General features: G+C 58.8%; 18 protein-coding genes. 3 read left to right on the top strand and 15 right to left on the bottom strand.

What is annotated here, in order from left to right:
• The 15 genes from pilV to G7Y51_RS11640 all read right to left on the bottom strand — a co-directional run.
• A partial coding sequence (gene pilV, locus G7Y51_RS11570) for a shufflon system plasmid conjugative transfer pilus tip adhesin PilV (RefSeq protein WP_165177665.1) occupies positions 1-751 on the bottom strand: 751 nt, incomplete at its 3' end.
• A 9-nt stretch (positions 752-760) separates the two neighbouring features.
• Positions 761-1180: a type IV pilus biogenesis protein PilM gene (pilM, locus tag G7Y51_RS11575; RefSeq protein ID WP_165177667.1), complete on the bottom strand. Its 420-nt coding sequence runs from the start codon at positions 1178-1180 to the stop codon at positions 761-763.
• Entirely contained in the window at positions 1181-1651 is a 471-nt protein-coding gene (locus G7Y51_RS11580) for a type 4 pilus major pilin (RefSeq protein WP_165067844.1), read from the bottom strand.
• A gap of 1 nt (position 1652) precedes the next feature.
• The gene (locus tag G7Y51_RS11585; protein ID WP_165177669.1) at positions 1653-2744 is read right to left on the bottom strand and encodes a type II secretion system F family protein; all 1092 of its coding nucleotides are present in this window, start codon (positions 2742-2744) and stop codon (positions 1653-1655) included.
• Positions 2735-4363 (bottom strand): ATPase, T2SS/T4P/T4SS family, encoded by a 1629-nt coding sequence (locus G7Y51_RS11590; protein WP_165177671.1) that lies wholly within the window; start codon positions 4361-4363, stop codon positions 2735-2737. Before G7Y51_RS11590 ends, G7Y51_RS11585 begins: the two co-directional genes overlap by 10 nt.
• 3 nt (positions 4364-4366) lie before the next feature.
• Positions 4367-5035: a type IV pilus biogenesis protein PilP gene (pilP, locus tag G7Y51_RS11595; RefSeq protein ID WP_165177673.1), complete on the bottom strand. Its 669-nt coding sequence runs from the start codon at positions 5033-5035 to the stop codon at positions 4367-4369.
• A complete protein-coding gene (gene pilO2, locus G7Y51_RS11600) occupies positions 5022-6320 on the bottom strand; it encodes a type 4b pilus protein PilO2 (protein ID WP_165177675.1) in 1299 nt (432 codons plus the stop codon). The genes pilP and pilO2 overlap by 14 nt, the downstream gene beginning before the upstream one ends.
• A gap of 1 nt (position 6321) precedes the next feature.
• Positions 6322-7890, bottom strand: coding sequence for a pilus assembly protein (locus G7Y51_RS11605; protein WP_241160234.1), 1569 nt, complete (start codon positions 7888-7890; stop codon positions 6322-6324).
• A gap of 10 nt (positions 7891-7900) precedes the next feature.
• Entirely contained in the window at positions 7901-8275 is a 375-nt protein-coding gene (locus G7Y51_RS11610) for a toxin co-regulated pilus biosynthesis Q family protein (RefSeq protein ID WP_165067897.1), read from the bottom strand.
• Positions 8276-8351: 76 nt separating this feature from the next.
• Positions 8352-9080, bottom strand: a complete 729-nt coding sequence (locus tag G7Y51_RS11615; RefSeq protein ID WP_165177677.1) for a conjugal transfer protein TraL — start codon at positions 9078-9080, stop codon at positions 8352-8354.
• Positions 9081-9243: 163 nt separating this feature from the next.
• Positions 9244-9555, bottom strand: coding sequence for a helix-turn-helix domain-containing protein (locus tag G7Y51_RS11620; protein ID WP_165067904.1), 312 nt, complete (start codon positions 9553-9555; stop codon positions 9244-9246).
• A 1-nt stretch (position 9556) separates the two neighbouring features.
• Positions 9557-9811: a LuxR C-terminal-related transcriptional regulator gene (locus tag G7Y51_RS11625; protein WP_206214329.1), complete on the bottom strand. Its 255-nt coding sequence runs from the start codon at positions 9809-9811 to the stop codon at positions 9557-9559.
• Positions 9812-10200: 389 nt separating this feature from the next.
• A complete protein-coding gene (locus G7Y51_RS11630) occupies positions 10201-10446 on the bottom strand; it encodes a hypothetical protein (protein ID WP_165177681.1) in 246 nt (81 codons plus the stop codon).
• Entirely contained in the window at positions 10422-10829 is a 408-nt protein-coding gene (locus tag G7Y51_RS11635; RefSeq protein WP_165177683.1) for a hypothetical protein, read from the bottom strand. The genes G7Y51_RS11630 and G7Y51_RS11635 overlap by 25 nt, the downstream gene beginning before the upstream one ends.
• Complete coding sequence (locus G7Y51_RS11640) at positions 10826-11164, bottom strand: hypothetical protein (protein WP_165177685.1); 339 nt, start codon at positions 11162-11164, stop codon at positions 10826-10828. The genes G7Y51_RS11635 and G7Y51_RS11640 overlap by 4 nt, the downstream gene beginning before the upstream one ends.
• Positions 11165-11268: 104 nt before the next feature.
• Between G7Y51_RS11640 and G7Y51_RS11645 the strand changes: the two genes are divergently transcribed.
• From G7Y51_RS11645 to G7Y51_RS11655, 3 genes are all read left to right on the top strand, one after another.
• Positions 11269-11736 (top strand): hypothetical protein, encoded by a 468-nt coding sequence (locus G7Y51_RS11645; protein WP_165177687.1) that lies wholly within the window; start codon positions 11269-11271, stop codon positions 11734-11736.
• On the top strand, positions 11702-13969 hold the full coding sequence (gene traI / locus G7Y51_RS11650) for a TraI/MobA(P) family conjugative relaxase (RefSeq protein ID WP_206214330.1): 2268 nt from the start codon (positions 11702-11704) through the stop codon (positions 13967-13969). Before G7Y51_RS11645 ends, traI begins: the two co-directional genes overlap by 35 nt.
• A gap of 238 nt (positions 13970-14207) precedes the next feature.
• On the top strand, positions 14208-15277 hold a 1070-nt coding region (locus tag G7Y51_RS11655; protein ID WP_165177689.1), incomplete at its 3' end, for an ATP-dependent helicase.

Below are 15277 nucleotides of genomic sequence, written 5' to 3' on the forward strand. Positions count from 1 at the left end.
GAAAGACGCGACCCTGATCCTCGTCGGCGGTACAGGCTTCCGTACTGATCGCCCGCTCCGTAAACCGGACTTCGCCCACGCCGGTAATGGCGTGATCCGTCATGTCCAGATTCGTTTGCATGGCGTTGAGTTCCGGGTTGCCCGGCACGGCCACGCGGTAGAGAAAATCCTGCCCCAGCGCCGAAGCATCGTAGGTGGACAGCGCGCCCAAATGCCCCGCGCCGGGCGAGGCAAGGCCCAGGGAGGCGAAGCTGACGGCCCAGCCGCCGCCGGCTCCGTGCAGTGTCTCGGCGCTTTGGCCGGGGACATCGCCCGTGGGCACATACCCGCCGGATCCGCCCAGCAACGCGGCGGTGTACGGAATCACCACATTGGCAAACCGGCTTCCCGCGTCCACGCCGCGTCCGCCTGTGGTCAGCACCACGCCCTGAAGCTGGCCCGTTTCGGGCTGGCGCACATGGATCTGGTATTCCTGCCCCCAGATGTTGCGCCGGCTGAACCCTTCATACAAAAAGCCCTCGTTGATCAGCGTCTCGATGCTCACGCCCGGCCCGGATGTGGCGCTCGTCTGAGACAGCAACGTGTCCTGATGCCGGGCGACGTAGCCGCCCGCCGCCCGCGTCACCTGCCGCAAATGATCAGCCGCAAGCCGTTGCTGTGTGGCCGTGTTGCCCTGTTCCCACAGGGAAACCATGCCGGGGATCATCAGGATGGTGATGATCAGCGCGCCGATGGCGTTGAGAATGGTCATGCCGCCTCCTTACGCTTCCGTTACGCTGATGACGGATCCGTTCGGCACAAAGGCCGGAACCGGCACCGGATGCCGCACTGCCGGGACAATCCGGCCCTGATCGGCCAGACCCACGGCCAGGCTCTCCCGGAAAAGCTGGCGCACGGCTTCCGCCTCGTGCGGTGTCGCGGAGCCGTACACATAGCAGTAGCCGCCCTGAACACGGGCGTGCCAGGGGCGAAGCGCGCGCCAGCTTGCGGGGAGGTCGAGGGAGGCGAGCGGGATCTCGCCGGAAACCCCCTTGTTGGCCCGCACAAAGGAAAAGACGGCCTGTCGGTATATGGCGTAATTCATGGCCGTGATCCGGGCTTCCTCCGCCAAAAAATCCGCCGGGCGCTGCAACAGGGCCATGACGCCCAGCAGAAGCACAAGGACAGCAAGGGCTTTCATTTACCGCGCCGTGTAGGTGATGGTGTTGGTGTCACCGCAGGCGTTGGTGACGGCTGTAGCGTCGGAGGGATCGATCTCCCCGCCGTTCACGCTGATTCCGGCCCAGGCGTCCGCCTGGAAGCGCGCCAGTTGCGTGCAGTCCGTCTGCGGGATATTCGTCAGTTCAATGGCGAATGTGCCGGTGCTGGTGTCGGAGGTCAGCGTGATGTCGCCGCCCCACGGGTTGCGCAACGCATCGCCCTTGATGAAGGCATCCGGCACGATGCCGGCCTTGATCGCGACGTCGTTGTCCAGCCCGTCGTAATTCGTTCCGGCAAAGAACTGTTGCGTCTGCATCCGCAGAATGATCAGGTTTTCCTCCATATTGGCCACGTTGCTTTTGGAGAACGCGGCATAGATACCTCCCGCGGCCGACGCCAGAACAATCAGACCAATGAGAATGCCGCCGAGAGCGCCGAGAATGTGTCCCATATTATATGCCTCCAAGCTGGAGTTGTGTTTCAAACGTGCCCGCGACCAGTGAAATCAGGATCAACTGGCCGATGATGAGCAGGTTGACGATGACGCCGATTTGTTGGGCGTAGCCCCTGATTCGTTCCACGCCGTCCTCAAGCCAGGTGTCCGCAATTTCCGCCATGCGCTCCTGAAAGCCCGGCATCCGCGCGTACACGCGCAGATCGTCCACGATCTCCCGGCTGGGAAAGCCCATGCCGGAGTCGCGCAACGCCGTGCCGAAGTCCTCTCCGTGTCGGCTGTGCCGCAGAATCGCGGACACGATTTCCCGCAGGTACGGCGTGGACGCCGTTTCCGTCATGCGGGAAAGGATCTGCGCAAGCTGATGCCCCGCCTGCATCCGGGTGGCAATGGTGTACAGCCAGACCGTGCCCACAGTGAGTCGGTAGATGGACCAGGGGATCACCCTGTCCGCCAGACGACGGAACCGGCCGGTCCACAGGGGGAAGGAGATCAGCACGGCGATCAGTCCCAGCCCCAGCCCCACGCCGCAGGCGGCCCCGGCCCAGGAACCGATGAACGATGACAGCGCATGGAGCACGCGGGCGGGGCCGGTCCAGTGCGCGGGGTCTGACACCAGCGCCAGTTGCGGCATGACGTGCAGGGCGATGATCACCATCATGGCCATGCACGCCAGAAACAGCAGACAGGGAGCCGTCAGGTTGGCCGCAAGGCATGTGCGCATGGCGCTTTTGGCTTTCAGCACCCTGATCGCCAGCCCCAGCCCTTCCGCCAGCCTGCCGGACGCCTGCGCGGAGGAAATGAGCATGACTTCCTCCGGCGTGGCCAGCCCTTCCAGGGCCACATCCAGCGTGCGGCCGTCGCCAAGCGTGGTCAGAATGTGCGCGTACACCTCTTCCAGCGGCGAGCGGCTTTCCCGCGCATGGCGCTGGAGGAGCTGGAGACTTTCCTCAAGCCGCATCCTGTTGCGCAACTGGGTCTGGAGCTTTTTCCAGACCCGTATCCGCTCGCGCGCGCCGAAAAAGAGCAGCGCCAGCAGCCGGACCGTGCGCGAGGGGCGCGACGGGCGCGAAAGCGCGTTCACAGCCATGTCTGGCCTCCGGGCTTCCGGCTTTGGGGAGCGTCAGCATCGGAGTCGATCGGCATGGAAAGCTGATCCTCGGCGGTGACGGGATCGATGACCCCGGCGGCCAGCAGATGCCGGGCGTGTTCCAGATAGCTCATGCCGTGCAGCTCGTCGCGCCAGTAGGCGCGCGCCTCGCGCAGTTCGCCCCCTCTCAGCAGACCGAGCATGGTCGGATCAATGGCCGCAACTTCGGCCACCACGGTCTGGCGGAACAAACCGGGCTGGCCGACAGCCCTGCACTGTTCGCAGCCCTCCATGTTGCGCAGAAACAGGCCGTCGTGACGCGCGTCGCCGTAGATCAGGTCATGCGGCAGGCAGCGTTCCAGCCGGGCGGCAAGGTCTTTCGAGATCGCCTGCCGGTTTTCCCGCAAGGGCTTGCGGCAGTGCGGGCAGAGTTTGGCGATCAGCCGCTGATACTCGACGCCGGAAAGCACGGTGGGATCGCAGAGCGTGCGCATGGGTTCGGCCATGTGCCCGCGCAGCATGACTTCAAGGCGCGTGAGAATCCCAAAGGCGTCGCTGGCGTGGATGGTGGCCCATACCGCATGGCCGGATTGCGCCACTTCAATGGCGGCCAGGGCCGCATCCGCATAGCGGATTTCACCGATCATAATCGTGTCGGCGTCGTCGCGGTTCGTGCCGGCAATGGCCAGGGTATAGGCGGACAGACCGCCGGCGCGCTGCTGATCCTGTTTGGAGTTGACGCGGATCTGGTGCATCCCCTGAATTGGCTTTTCCGGCGGATCTTCCACGGAGATGAAGTTATCGCCGGGCCGTTCCTGAATCAGCGCCTCCATCATGTGCGCCAGGGCCGTGGACTTGCCGGAGCCGGTGCAGCCGGAGATGAGCGTCATGCCGTTCCTGCTGGCAAGATCGCGAAAGAGCCTGGTTTGCGCCCGCGCCTGGCGCGTGCGGCCGTGCCGATCCGTCAGGGTCACGTCCCCATCGGTAAAACCGAGCTTGGCAAGGCGCTCTTCCAGTGTCCCGGACGCGCCGCTGGTGTCGTAAATCAGCCGCAATGGCATGAACGTGCCCACGCCGTTTTCCGCGCCCGCGCACTCGATCGGCTCGCAGTGGATGCGCACCGAATGCACGCCGCGCGGCAGGTAGTCCTTGTTGGCGATGCGGCCGTCAAGCTGTGAAATCACATCAAATGTGGGCGAATCCTGCGAAGACCCCAAATGCTCGTAAATGGCGCGGATCATCCGCCGGCCGGTTCCGCCGTCCAGTTCCATGTCGTCGCGCAACATGCCGAGGATGCGAAAGCGCGTCCGGCAGAAAGTGCCCATGTCCACGATATGAATATCCGTCGCGCCCTGGTTGTAGGCGCGGGCGATCAGATCAATGGCCATTTGCTGAATGTCGGTGTCGCCCAGGCCGGAACGCGAGGCGTAGCGGGCATAGTCCTCGTCAAACCTGCCCGGCGGAACAAAAAGGCTCTCCCTGATCCCCTGATCGCGCAGATCCATGACCAGGTTGACGATCTCCAGTTTGCCACGCTGTTCATCGGAAATGTACAGCGTCCCGTCCTTCACGGCGACGCGGGAACGCAGATCATCCGGCAATGCGCGAAGCTGTTTCATGGCTTACTCCTTGAACGGCACGACGCGCGTGGACGATCCCGTGCGGATCAGCACGCTGTCTCTGGTCACGGAGAGCACGCCGCCGCCAAAGCGCCGGCCGTGCGCCACTGTCACCACTTCCCCGCTCGACGTGCGGATGGTGGCCGACAGCCTGCCCGCCACGCCCTGCACCGAGAGCACCACAGGCCCGGAAGGTTTGAGCAACGGTTTGGTCTCTTGCGTTTTTCCGACAGGCGGTTCCAGGGGCGGCAGCACGATTCCCGGCGCGGGCGCGACGGCACTGCGGGCTTCCTTGAGTTTCTGTTCCAGTTCCGCAATCTTGACCTGCTGTTCCAGCAAATGTTTCTGACCGCGCATCCGCGCCAGATCGCCCAGACGGGTTTCCGAATTGTTGAGCGCCGCGCGAACCTGTTCACCAGGCTTTGCCTTGTCCTGTTCAGCGGACATCGCCTGTTTGGCGGGCGTTGGCGTCGCGTGCGACTTCAGCGTGGAAGGCATGGCGGCGGCAGGCGCTGTTGCCGGCTTCAGGGTGGGAGGCGTGGTTTTGCTCTGCATTGCCGAAATCGCGGGCCGGCCCTGCTGCTGCACGAGGAAAAAGCCTCCCGTGGTCGCCGCGCAGACCACGATGCAGCCCCCCAGTGTGAGCAACGCTTTCCTTTTAGTGAACGGCATAAATCTTCCCCTTCACGGACCAGCTTCCGTCGTAGTCAATGGATTCAATCGTCAGCCCCGGCACTTCAGCCAGCATCGCGAACAGGCCGCCCTCGCCTTCTCCCATCAGCAGATCCGGAACCTCGCCGAGCGACCATGATCCCACATGCCAGGGAGCCGTCACAGCCACCTTGTCAATGGTTTTGCGGGCTTGCGCCGCAAAGCGCAGTTCCAGTTTTGTCCCGGTATCCTGAGCGATTTGCGAGAGAAGGCCGGACGCGGCATCCTGGCGCACCAGCATATTGTGGTCGGTTCCCGGCCCGTCCGGACGTTTGGCGCGTTGCGCCAGCGGCGGCAGCGGGCGGGTGGAATGGGCAAGCTTGGAATTTTTCGCGTCCAGCCGGCCGTTGTCCGGCAGATGGATGAAATCCCCGCCCGCCTCGTGCCGCCATTCCAGGGCAAGCTCCCTGCCGGAGCAGACAACCTTGCCCAAATCCCAGCCGTTTGACGCCAGAGGCAGATCCATGAGCGCGGGCAGGCACTGCCGGGCCGTGTCCGTCGCCGACGGCGCTGTCTGCCAGGCCATGTCGAAAAAATTTTCCGGGCGTTCCCTGAGATCTTTCTGGCGCTGGATTTTGGCCAGTTGCGCCTGTCTGGCGGCCTCGTATTCCGCGCGCCTGATGTGGTGGTTCAATCCAATGGCCGTTCCGGCAATGCAGACCGTCACCCCAAGAACCACTGCCGCGCGCAGCAGGGCCGTGCCCGAAAACGTCTGGTGGAGGTTGAGCAGCCGCCCCCTGTCCCGCACCCACAGATCCGCCGTGGACAGGCGGCAACGCTCGGAGAGCCAGGCCGCGCCAGCTTCCGCCGAGTCCAGGCGCACAGGCGCAATGCCGGAAACGCGTTCCAGCAGGGCGCAGGCTTCCAGCGCGGCCGCTTCCGAGCCAAACACCTGATCGCCCTTTTTGGGGAAAAAGCCGTCCATGCGGCAATGCACCCACCAGATCGGCTCTGGCGTTACAAGGGGAAAGACCCCCAGAAAGGACGCCGGCACGTCCAGGCAGGCCGCCAGGGAGCGCGCCTTGCGCCAGTCCTTCCAGATGCCGCCGGACGCGCCAAAGCCTTCCTGTCCCTTTGGGGTTCCGACGTGGGTCGGGTGGTAGCGGGCCATCACGTCCAGTTCCGGGCCGCCATGTTCCAGGGCGTGCTCCAGCAGCACCTTGCGGTTGACCGCGAAATGGTGAAGAGGCGGCGTCCACAACAGGCCAATGGCCCAGGGACGGTTGTTCAGGATGATCCGTTGCATCTCAGTCCTCGCTCCCGCCGCCGGCGGCTTCCACCTCAATGGTGATCACCAGCAGGGTTTTGGCGTACCCGGCCCTGCGCCCGCTGTTGAGCAGACCGAGCGCGTTGGCGAGCTTGTGCGTCTGATCCTGAAAACCGGCCAGCACCAGCGTCTGGCCCATCTGCATGGAGGATCGCTGACTGAACGCCCTCGTGCTGGTTTTGGGCAGTTGGATGGTCAGATCGTTGGCGGCGTACTCGTTCAGTTCGTCCAGTGTGGAGAGGTTGATATTGTACTGGAGCAGCACGCGCCGGCGGTCCAGAATGTGCGGAATCACGGTCATGGCAAAGCCCGTGGTCACTTCGCCGGGCGTGACTTCCGTGGTCTGGCCGTAGTCGGTGGAGCTGGTGGACGATCCCGCGATGTAGTTGATGCGCTGAATGGCCTGTGCTGGCAGCGGCTGGTTCGAGAGCACCAGACCGCCGGATTGCGTCACCTGCGTGGCGTGGCCCCACTGTCTGAGCGCCTTGAGCACGCCCGTGGAATCCTTCAACTTGCCGGAAACAATGGTGGCCGACGCCGTGCCCGCGCCGCCCAGGGCCGACAGGCTGCCGGCCACAACGGAAACGTCGTCATTGGCGAACAGCACCTGAAAGTTCAGCCCCGCCTCGTTGTCGTCCGTCACTTCCAACGCCCAGACATGAACCGTGAGCGCCACCTGACGCGACAGACGTTTGTTCGTGTCCGCGATGTACGCGGCAACCTGCCGGACATTCTGCACCCGATCCCGGACAGTAAGCGTGCCGGCCGCCTGATTGCCCACCACGCTCCCCTCTGGAGAGAGCAGCGCCTTGACCGCCTTTTCCGTATCCGCCCAGACATCGAACGTGTATCGTGTGGTGTTCGACTGCGCCGTCTGGCTGGATGTGTCCGCCGTGGCCACAGTCTGATTGATGTTGGAACCGCCGATGCTGGATCGGGAGTTGTCCTTGCTCTTGTTGGTGATCTGTTCCGTATAGCTCTTTTCGCCGGGCATCCCCAGGAGCGTGAACGTGCGCACCGTCAGCCGGGAAAAGACAACCGTATCCGTTCCCGAATCAAAGTCCCAGCCATACCCCGATGCGATGGCGATGTGATCCAGCAGGCCACGGAACGATCCTTCATAGGATACAGCGAGTATGGGGCCGCCTGAAGCCAGCGTCGGCAAGGCGTTTTCACCTGGCTGGCCCTGTTGGGTGTTGCTCTGACCGATGGAAGGCAGAGGGGCGGGGTCGGCGCTTACCTGAACTGTTAACGGCGTCAGCTTTGAGACAGTGGCGGCAATGCCGGCCAGCGTGCCGTGTGTGCGCAGGGTGACTGGCGTATCGAACGCCGCGTGCGCGTGCGTATCCACGCGGATGGGCACGGCCTTGACCCCCATATAGGGATCTGTCACCACCTCCACGGCCTTGGATTGCGAAAGGGTGGTGAATGCGTCGCCTTTGGCTTCAATGGCCTGCCGATCCGGCGCTGTGTGGGCGCAGCCGAACAGGATGACGCCAAGAAGAAGGAAGGCGGCAGCGCGAAAAAGACGGTTATTGTGCATCCTCATGCTCCCACCTTCAGTGTTCCGACACTTCCATGACCTGGTTGCCCTGGTAGATGGTCACGCGCAGCGCCAGACCATTGGCTTGAAGCGCCGCAAAAAGGGTTTTCACCGCGTCGATGAACTCGCCCTGGAATGTGGCCGAGCCGCGTAACTCATAGTCGTTTTGTGCGTTCCATATGAGGTTGTAGTTTGCACTGGCCGCCCAGTCCGTCATTTGCTCACGCAACATCCGGCCCTTGCCGACCTCCCAGCGAGGCGCGCTCGCCGGTTCGGTCGACGATACAGCGGGAGAGACGGGAGTGTGCGGCGGCCTTTCCGAAACGGCGGGCCGGGCAGGGGCACAGCCGCACGCAAGCAGGCAATACAAGCAAACAGTTGCGATTTTCATCAAATCACCCTGAAACCGTCTTGTGCCGGCTCTGGCGCTGTAGTTGTTCTGTTGAGGAAGTCCCTCATACGTCCCCCTACAGAATCCCTGCCTGTTCCACACAGGCAAGAATCTGATTCCAGTAGTGCCGCAGGCGCGATCGAACCATGCAAGGCGTGGAACTTCCGTTGATCCCCGCCCCAAAGCTCAGATGTTTGGCGAATAATTCTTCCAGATCCTTGCCGATGAGCGTTTTGCTCCCGTCCGGCAGGCGGATCACCGCGTAGACGTGTGAAGCATATTCCCGGTACGTCTTGAATTCCTCAAACGGTTTGTCGTCTATGGCAATCTCCCCGAAGTAGGGATTCAGCCAGACAACAATCGGCGATGCGGGAAATGCTGTGGCCAATCCGGACAAACCCTTGAGCGTGTCCGCAAGGGCCAGCCCGCCGGTGATGACAGTGTGAAAAAAGACCAGATGTCCCTGTTCTTCCAGTAACTGCAAAATGTCGTTTTCAAGCAGGTACGCGCTCAGAGCGATGGAGGATGACGCCCCGTTGTCCACAATGACGTGCGATTCCTGAGGTGCGCAGAGCAGAGCATCAAACAAGGCATCAAAGTTTCGGGAGTCAATGTTCCCGTCATTCATGAGTTGAACAGGTGTTGCATTGATCTCGCGGAAAGACGTAAGCGTCGCATTGATGGGATCTGTATCATAGGCCGAAACCTCTTTTCCGAAATGGCGCAGGGCCTGGCACAGCATGATCCCAATCATGCTTTTCCCCACGCCGCCCTTGCCTTGCAAAATAAAATGAATAGTAGCCATATCTTTTTCTCCTTGAAGTCAAAAATTGTTTTCCAAAAGGATTTTTCCACAGATGAAACATCCCCCATTTTGGGCCTGTCCATTCAGGAACAGAGTGGAAACAGTTCACCGGACACGAAAGTGAAAAAACGTCACTCATTGGAAGGATGTTGGCCGGAGGCCGTCATACTTCGGAATAATCAGCGGTTTTTATTCGTTTGGAAACGATATAGTTTTCAATTACTGATCGCTCATAAAGGATACGCCTGCCAAACATATTGTATGATGGGCCAATACCTTCAGAACGCCAGTCGGCAAGCATTTTTTTGTGGATGCCAAACTCATGTTCAACGTCTTTTGGTGAAAGCAGCTTTTTGCATTGATAATTTGTATCATCAAATTTTCTTTCACTATCCACTTCCCTTAGAGCTTCAATGAGCAAATGAAGCAATTCTTCGGGCGTTGTTACAATAACAACATTTTTTTCAGAGAGCATATCAAACTCCTATGTCGGGAATGAAATCAGATGAAAAGACGTAATATTTTGCAACAAGTTCATTCATGCTGTGGCAATCATTTTGTTCCAGCATTTTTTCTCTGTGGCGAAGCACGCCACTATAACTTATGCAAATTAATTCGGCAATTTCTGTGGTGGTTTTCCCTTTCAAAATGAGTTTAAAAATCTCCCTCCCTCGTGGAGTAAGAACAAGCCGGGATGTCCTTTTTGGCATATCAGCTATAATTGCCCACATAAGTTCGATGCTTCCATTCACATCGCACAACTGTCTGATGGTTGCCTGATGCCTATAAACAGTTGCGCATTTAATGGATAGTATGCGGGCAATTTCTTTTGGGACGTTTGCCCATCACCATCAGCGTGACGATTTGTTTCTGCCGTCTTGAAAGTTTGCTCATGGCTTACAACCTCCATAAAAGTAGTTTGGGCTATAAGCTGTAGCATGGTGGCTTTTCTGGCGGCAGTGGTAGAATTATGCAAATGACAAAATATTTTCTCAGATGGTTTTCCCGCTGAAATGCCTATGTTGAGGAGCTCTCTTCCATTTTAAGGATAGGGTACCCGAGGCGAGGGGGGGGCAACACATCAGAATATCCGGCAATATGGCCTGAGCGCAGTCATTTTTCAGAAGAAGGCCAAGTGGATGCTGAACAGGCAAATGATGAGTAGTGCCCCCTGAACCAAGACGGCATCGCTTTTTCCCTTCGCCTCCTGATACGCAGCGTGATTTTTCCGAGCCGCCTCCGCCCATTCCGCAAGGATTTCCTCTGTGGCCTTGCGGATTTTTTCCGGCGCTCCGAAGGAGAGATTTCGGCAGACGTGAACCAAAGCATCGGGAAAGATATTCAGAAAACCGCGCAGCAATTCCACGGAATCCCGTTGCCGATTGATGCCCGGAAAGTGAGCGGTTCCCGGTTCAGTTCTCCCGTAGTTTCCCGCAGGGTCAGACCGTATTTTCCCAACCCCTTGTTGCTTCGGGCGGCGGAATTGATGACCTCTAAATGTTCGGGAAACTCAGCCGCAATAGTGACGAGTTCGATCCAGCCGTCCGCGCTGTCCAGGTCAGCTTCCCCGCAAACAATCGCATCGTTTTCGTGCGGCTGATGGGCTTTGAACACATCAGGATTTGAGGTTGTCGCTTTCCAGCAAAAGCACCCTTCAAGCAGGGAGTCGATCAGGGCGAAAGATACCTTGCTTTTCCCCACGCCGCCTTTGCTTCCGCCCACATAAAAAATCGACGCGTTTATGTTCACAACTTCTTATCCGGAAAATCCGGCACGATGAAAGATGTTCTTGCCGGAGCCGGTCTTTGCGCGGGTGCCTTCCCCTGTTTTTGCACAGGGGGCGCGTCCGCAGTTTCAGATAAAAATTTCTGGATAAGATATGCGGGAATGATGATGCTCTCATTCTTGAGCAGCTGACTCAGTTCTTTTGGGCTGTAGCCTTTTTTGAAAGCTTTTCTGAAATCGTTTTCCAGAAATTCAGCCGCTTCCGGTCTGGTTTTTCCTTCTTCCCGCTTCGGCAAATCCTGAAGCAGTTTCCTGGCTCTTGTAAGTTGTTCCGGGCGTATTTTTGTTTTGTTCGCCATGTGTTTTGCCTCCTTTGGGAAGATCATAGCCTATCGGCAGTAAAGATAAAGTTTTGCATAAATCTACCACTACACGATACGGGGTCGCCGTGGCAGGATGGAAGTTGTGCTACACGCACAACTTCCATCCTGCCAAAGGGCTGCCGCCCTCTGGACACCCGAATGCTCGGCGCTTTGCTTCTCGCATTCCAAAGGCAAAAGACATGAAAGGCAGAAAGACGGAGGGCGGCGGCCGGAGCGCCGCCAGAAAATGGGTAACGATCCGTGTTACCGATATGGAAAAAGTACGCCTCATGGAGCAGGCGGACATCGCGGGACTGTCCCTGTCGGAATACGCGCGACGGCGTTTTTTCGGCGGAACGATTGCGGCCTGCACTGACGTGAAAACCGTCGGCGAACTGCGGCGGATCGGCGGTCTGCTCAAGCACAATTTTGCAACGCTCCGGCAGGTAAACGCGCCGCACGGCATTATGGAAAAGCAGGAAGACGCCCTGCGGAAACTCGTGTGGTTGATTCAAAAAATCGGCATGGCCCTCGATGATCGTCAAAAAAATCAAGAACCGGAAAAGTGAAAAATCGAAGTCCTGGCAGATAGGTGATCTGGTGGATTACATCCGCTTTCCCCACAATAAAAACCCGCAGGAAAAGATCGAATATGCGGGAGGAAGAAATTTCTGTTCCACAACACATGCCGGACAAAAAATTGAAATGATCGCGCTTGCCAGAGAATCGGTTCACAGCGCCATGCCTGTGCAGCACTGGATTTTTTCCTGGCGGGAAGGCGAACAGCCGACGCGGGAACAGGTGGAAGAAGTTGTGGATATGTTTCTTGAAAAAATGGAACTTGCCGAACACCAGATCATCTATGGACTGCACCACGACACAGACAATTATCACCTGCATATCGCGGTGAATCGCATGAATCCTGAAACCGGAAAAGTTGTGCAGCCGCACAGAGGATTTGACATTCGGGAGGCGCATAAACTTCTTGCCTTCATCGAACACAAACAGGGATGGGCGTCCGAGGAAAAGGCTCTGTATGCGGTGCTGGAGAACGGTGAACTTGTAAGGCGGCGCATACGGGGCGGAGAAAGAAAACCAAAACAGCCTGCTCTGGATTTTGAACATGCCACCGGCGAGAAATCCGCCCAGCGCATCGCGCAGGAACGCGGATACGACCTCATAAAAAATGCGGGATCGTGGGCGGAGCTGCATGAGAAGCTGGCGGGAGTTGGATTGCGGTTCAAGAAAAAAGGCTCCGGTGCAATCATCTTTGTGGGCGACATTGCGGTGAAGGCGTCCTCTGTGGATCGCGCATTCAGCATGGGAAAGCTCTGTAAGCGTTTGGGAGATTTTGAGGAAGGAATGTATCCCGATGCTCTGGGCAAGATTGCCCCGGAGCCGGTGAGTTCCGTCAATCTCAAAGAGTGGAAGGCGTATCGGGATGCGTTTGTCGGATCGCCGGACAAAGCGGAAGCAGCGGAGAATGTCGAGCTTGCCCGGATGAAGGAGAGGCACCGGATGGAGAGGAAAACGGCTCTTTCCCGTCTGGCGGGATACGGCTTGCCGGTTCTGAATATCGCCCGCCATTGCCTGATGGTGCAGCAGAGAGCGGAACGGCTTTCTTTGCGTTCAGGCCGGAAAAAAGCGCGTGGCGGCAAGCCGCGTTTTGAAGCCTGGTTACGGGCGCAAGGCTTGTCCCGACAGGCCGGGCATTGGCGGCATCGCGCGGCATTTGAACAGACGAGACACAGCCCGCCCGCACTGCAACGGATAGCGGAGGAAGCGATAGCCATGCGCGAACTTGAGGATTTCAGGCGGTATGCCGAGGCGGTCAATGCGGAACGCTACCGCGTGACCTGTATCAAAATGGACGAGGACGGCGGGAAAAAGACCTTCATCCTGGACAAGAAAGGCGGCCTGACCAGAGGCTTTTCCCCGAACGAACTGGAGGCCCATCTGCCGGAGATGCTGCGTTTCCAGCGGCGCGGCGAAAATATCTACTACACGCCGCTGTCGGATGAGCGGCATCATATCCTCATTGACGACATGACTCGCGACAGCCTGAAAAAACTTCAGGAAGACGGCTTCCGGCCAGCCGTGGTGCTGGAAAGCTCGCCTGGCAATTACCAATGTCTGCTGACCATTCCCAAGTTGAATACAGAATTTGACCGGGACGTGGGCAATCGCATCACTGAGCGTCTGAATCGGGAGTACGGCGACAAAAAGCTGTGCGGCTGCATCCATCCGCACCGTGCGCCGGGATTCGAGAACCGCAAACCGAAGCATCGACGCGACGATGGCAGCTATCCCCAGGTGAAGCTATTGTTTGCCGAGCGACGCGAATGCGGCAAGGCGCTTGCTCTGACCAGAGCGATTGATCGGGAATACGCGGAAGCGGATCGGGAAAGGCGTGCGCGGCCTCGCTTCATCCCCAGCGCCAGACCCGGCGATCCGGCCAGAGCCTACTACGCCCACCTGGACAACATCCGCCGCCATCTGACCATTGAGGACTATTCCCGCGTGGACGCCATGATCGCCCTGCGGATGCGCGCCAACGGCCACAGCCGGGAGGCAGTGGAAGAAACCATCCGTGCCTGCGCTCCAACCATCCGCGACGCGCAGACCGGGCGCAACTGGCAGCGGTACGCCGAAAGAACAGCGGATTACGCCTTCGGCCCCGCCGGTGACGGGGATTTGATGAGAAACGAGCGATACTTGGAGCTGTGGAGAAGGGTTGAGGGTATTGAGGAGGTGGAGCGGAGCCAAACAAGGACAAGGATACGGCAGGCAATGAAACCTTGATTTTGCTTTTTGACAGGGGCTATACTGGAGCGGTTTGCTATTGAAAATGGATATTTTCAATCAAAGAACGCCCTAAGGCGACGGGCAGAGAAGCCCCGGCGGGGCGTGCCAGCAGAAGTTTTCTTTTCTTGCGAAAAGGGTTATAAATAAAGGACTATCTTTTCCACTGAGGCATTGCCGTCCTGCCGATGTCATCGGCGTTCTTTTGGTGACAGACAAGCAAAATCAGGGGAATTTGATGGACTTTCAACCCACCCCCCAGCAACAGGCCGTCATCACGCATGAGAACGGCCCGGTATTGGTCATTGCCGGGCCTGGTTCCGGCAAGACCTTTACCCTTGTCGAACGTATCGTGCATCTGGTCGTCAACAAGGGCGTCAAGCCGGAGCAGCTTCTCGTGGCCACGTTCACGGAGAAGGTCGCCAAGGAAATCGTTTCTCGCGTGGCCAGGCGGCTCATGCAGGAAGGCGTGACCGTAAATGTGGACGAAATGTACATCGGCACGCTCCACTCCATTTGTCTCCGTCTGCTTGAGGAGCATCGGGAGTTCACCAGGCTGAAGAAGAACTTCACCGTGATGGATCAGTTTGATCAGAGCTATTTTTTCTTCCAGCATTTGCGCGAGTTTGAGGAACTCGCCCCGGTGGCGCTGCTGCTCAAGGGGGAGAGGCAGACCAGCCGATGGAAGAAGGCGACCCTGCTTTGCGGCTGGATGAACAAGCTCTCCGAAGAGATGCTTTCCGCCGAGTCCCTCATGGCCGACCCGGACGAGGCCATACAGGCGCTCGGCAAGTGGTACGCCCTTTACCAGAAACTGCTTGAGCAGGAGAATCTGCTGGACTTCTCGGTGATCCAGCTTGAGGCTTACAGGCTGCTCACGCAAAACCAGGACAGCGTGCTTGCGCCCCTCAGGGAAAAAATCCGCTATGTCATGGTGGACGAATACCAGGACACCAACACCATTCAGGAGCGCCTGCTGCTCTTGTTGCTGGATGAAAAGAAGAATATCTGCGTGGTGGGCGATGACGACCAGGGCCTGTACCGCTTCCGGGGCGCGACCATCCGCAACATCCTGGAATTTGCCGGCCACTTCCCCAGGGGCAAGTGCGCGGTTCATTCGCTGACCACCAATTACCGTTCTGATCCGGGCATCATCACATTTTATAATGGCTGGATGGACGGCAGCGTGGACGGCTTTTCCTGGCAAGGGGCTGACGGCACGCGGTTTCGCTATCCCAAGCGGATCGAGCCGCCCACCGGCAAGCCCGCGCTGGAGGCGCCCGTGCTGCGCGTTTCCGGCAGCGCGGA

The sequence above is a fragment of the Desulfovibrio sp. ZJ369 genome (assembly GCF_011039085.1).
Lineage (GTDB): Bacteria > Desulfobacterota > Desulfovibrionia > Desulfovibrionales > Desulfovibrionaceae > Desulfovibrio.

What these genes read in the sequence shown, in the direction of transcription:
- pilM (WP_165177667.1), bottom strand. Translation starts at nt 1,180, where the DNA reads ATGAAAGCCCTTGCTGTCCTTGTGCTTCTGCTGGGCGTCATGGCCCTG.
- G7Y51_RS11580 (WP_165067844.1), bottom strand. Translation starts at nt 1,651, where the DNA reads ATGGGACACATTCTCGGCGCTCTCGGCGGCATTCTCATTGGTCTGATT.
- G7Y51_RS11585 (WP_165177669.1), bottom strand. Translation starts at nt 2,744, where the DNA reads ATGGCTGTGAACGCGCTTTCGCGCCCGTCGCGCCCCTCGCGCACGGTC.
- G7Y51_RS11590 (WP_165177671.1), bottom strand. Translation starts at nt 4,363, where the DNA reads ATGAAACAGCTTCGCGCATTGCCGGATGATCTGCGTTCCCGCGTCGCC.
- pilP (WP_165177673.1), bottom strand. Translation starts at nt 5,035, where the DNA reads ATGCCGTTCACTAAAAGGAAAGCGTTGCTCACACTGGGGGGCTGCATC.
- pilO2 (WP_165177675.1), bottom strand. Translation starts at nt 6,320, where the DNA reads ATGCAACGGATCATCCTGAACAACCGTCCCTGGGCCATTGGCCTGTTG.
- G7Y51_RS11605 (WP_241160234.1), bottom strand. Translation starts at nt 7,890, where the DNA reads ATGAGGATGCACAATAACCGTCTTTTTCGCGCTGCCGCCTTCCTTCTT.
- G7Y51_RS11610 (WP_165067897.1), bottom strand. Translation starts at nt 8,275, where the DNA reads ATGAAAATCGCAACTGTTTGCTTGTATTGCCTGCTTGCGTGCGGCTGT.
- G7Y51_RS11615 (WP_165177677.1), bottom strand. Translation starts at nt 9,080, where the DNA reads ATGGCTACTATTCATTTTATTTTGCAAGGCAAGGGCGGCGTGGGGAAA.
- G7Y51_RS11620 (WP_165067904.1), bottom strand. Translation starts at nt 9,555, where the DNA reads ATGCTCTCTGAAAAAAATGTTGTTATTGTAACAACGCCCGAAGAATTG.
- G7Y51_RS11625 (WP_206214329.1), bottom strand. Translation starts at nt 9,811, where the DNA reads ATGTGGGCAATTATAGCTGATATGCCAAAAAGGACATCCCGGCTTGTT.
- G7Y51_RS11640 (WP_165177685.1), bottom strand. Translation starts at nt 11,164, where the DNA reads ATGGCGAACAAAACAAAAATACGCCCGGAACAACTTACAAGAGCCAGG.
- traI (WP_206214330.1), top strand. Translation starts at nt 11,702, where the DNA reads ATGATCGTCAAAAAAATCAAGAACCGGAAAAGTGAAAAATCGAAGTCC.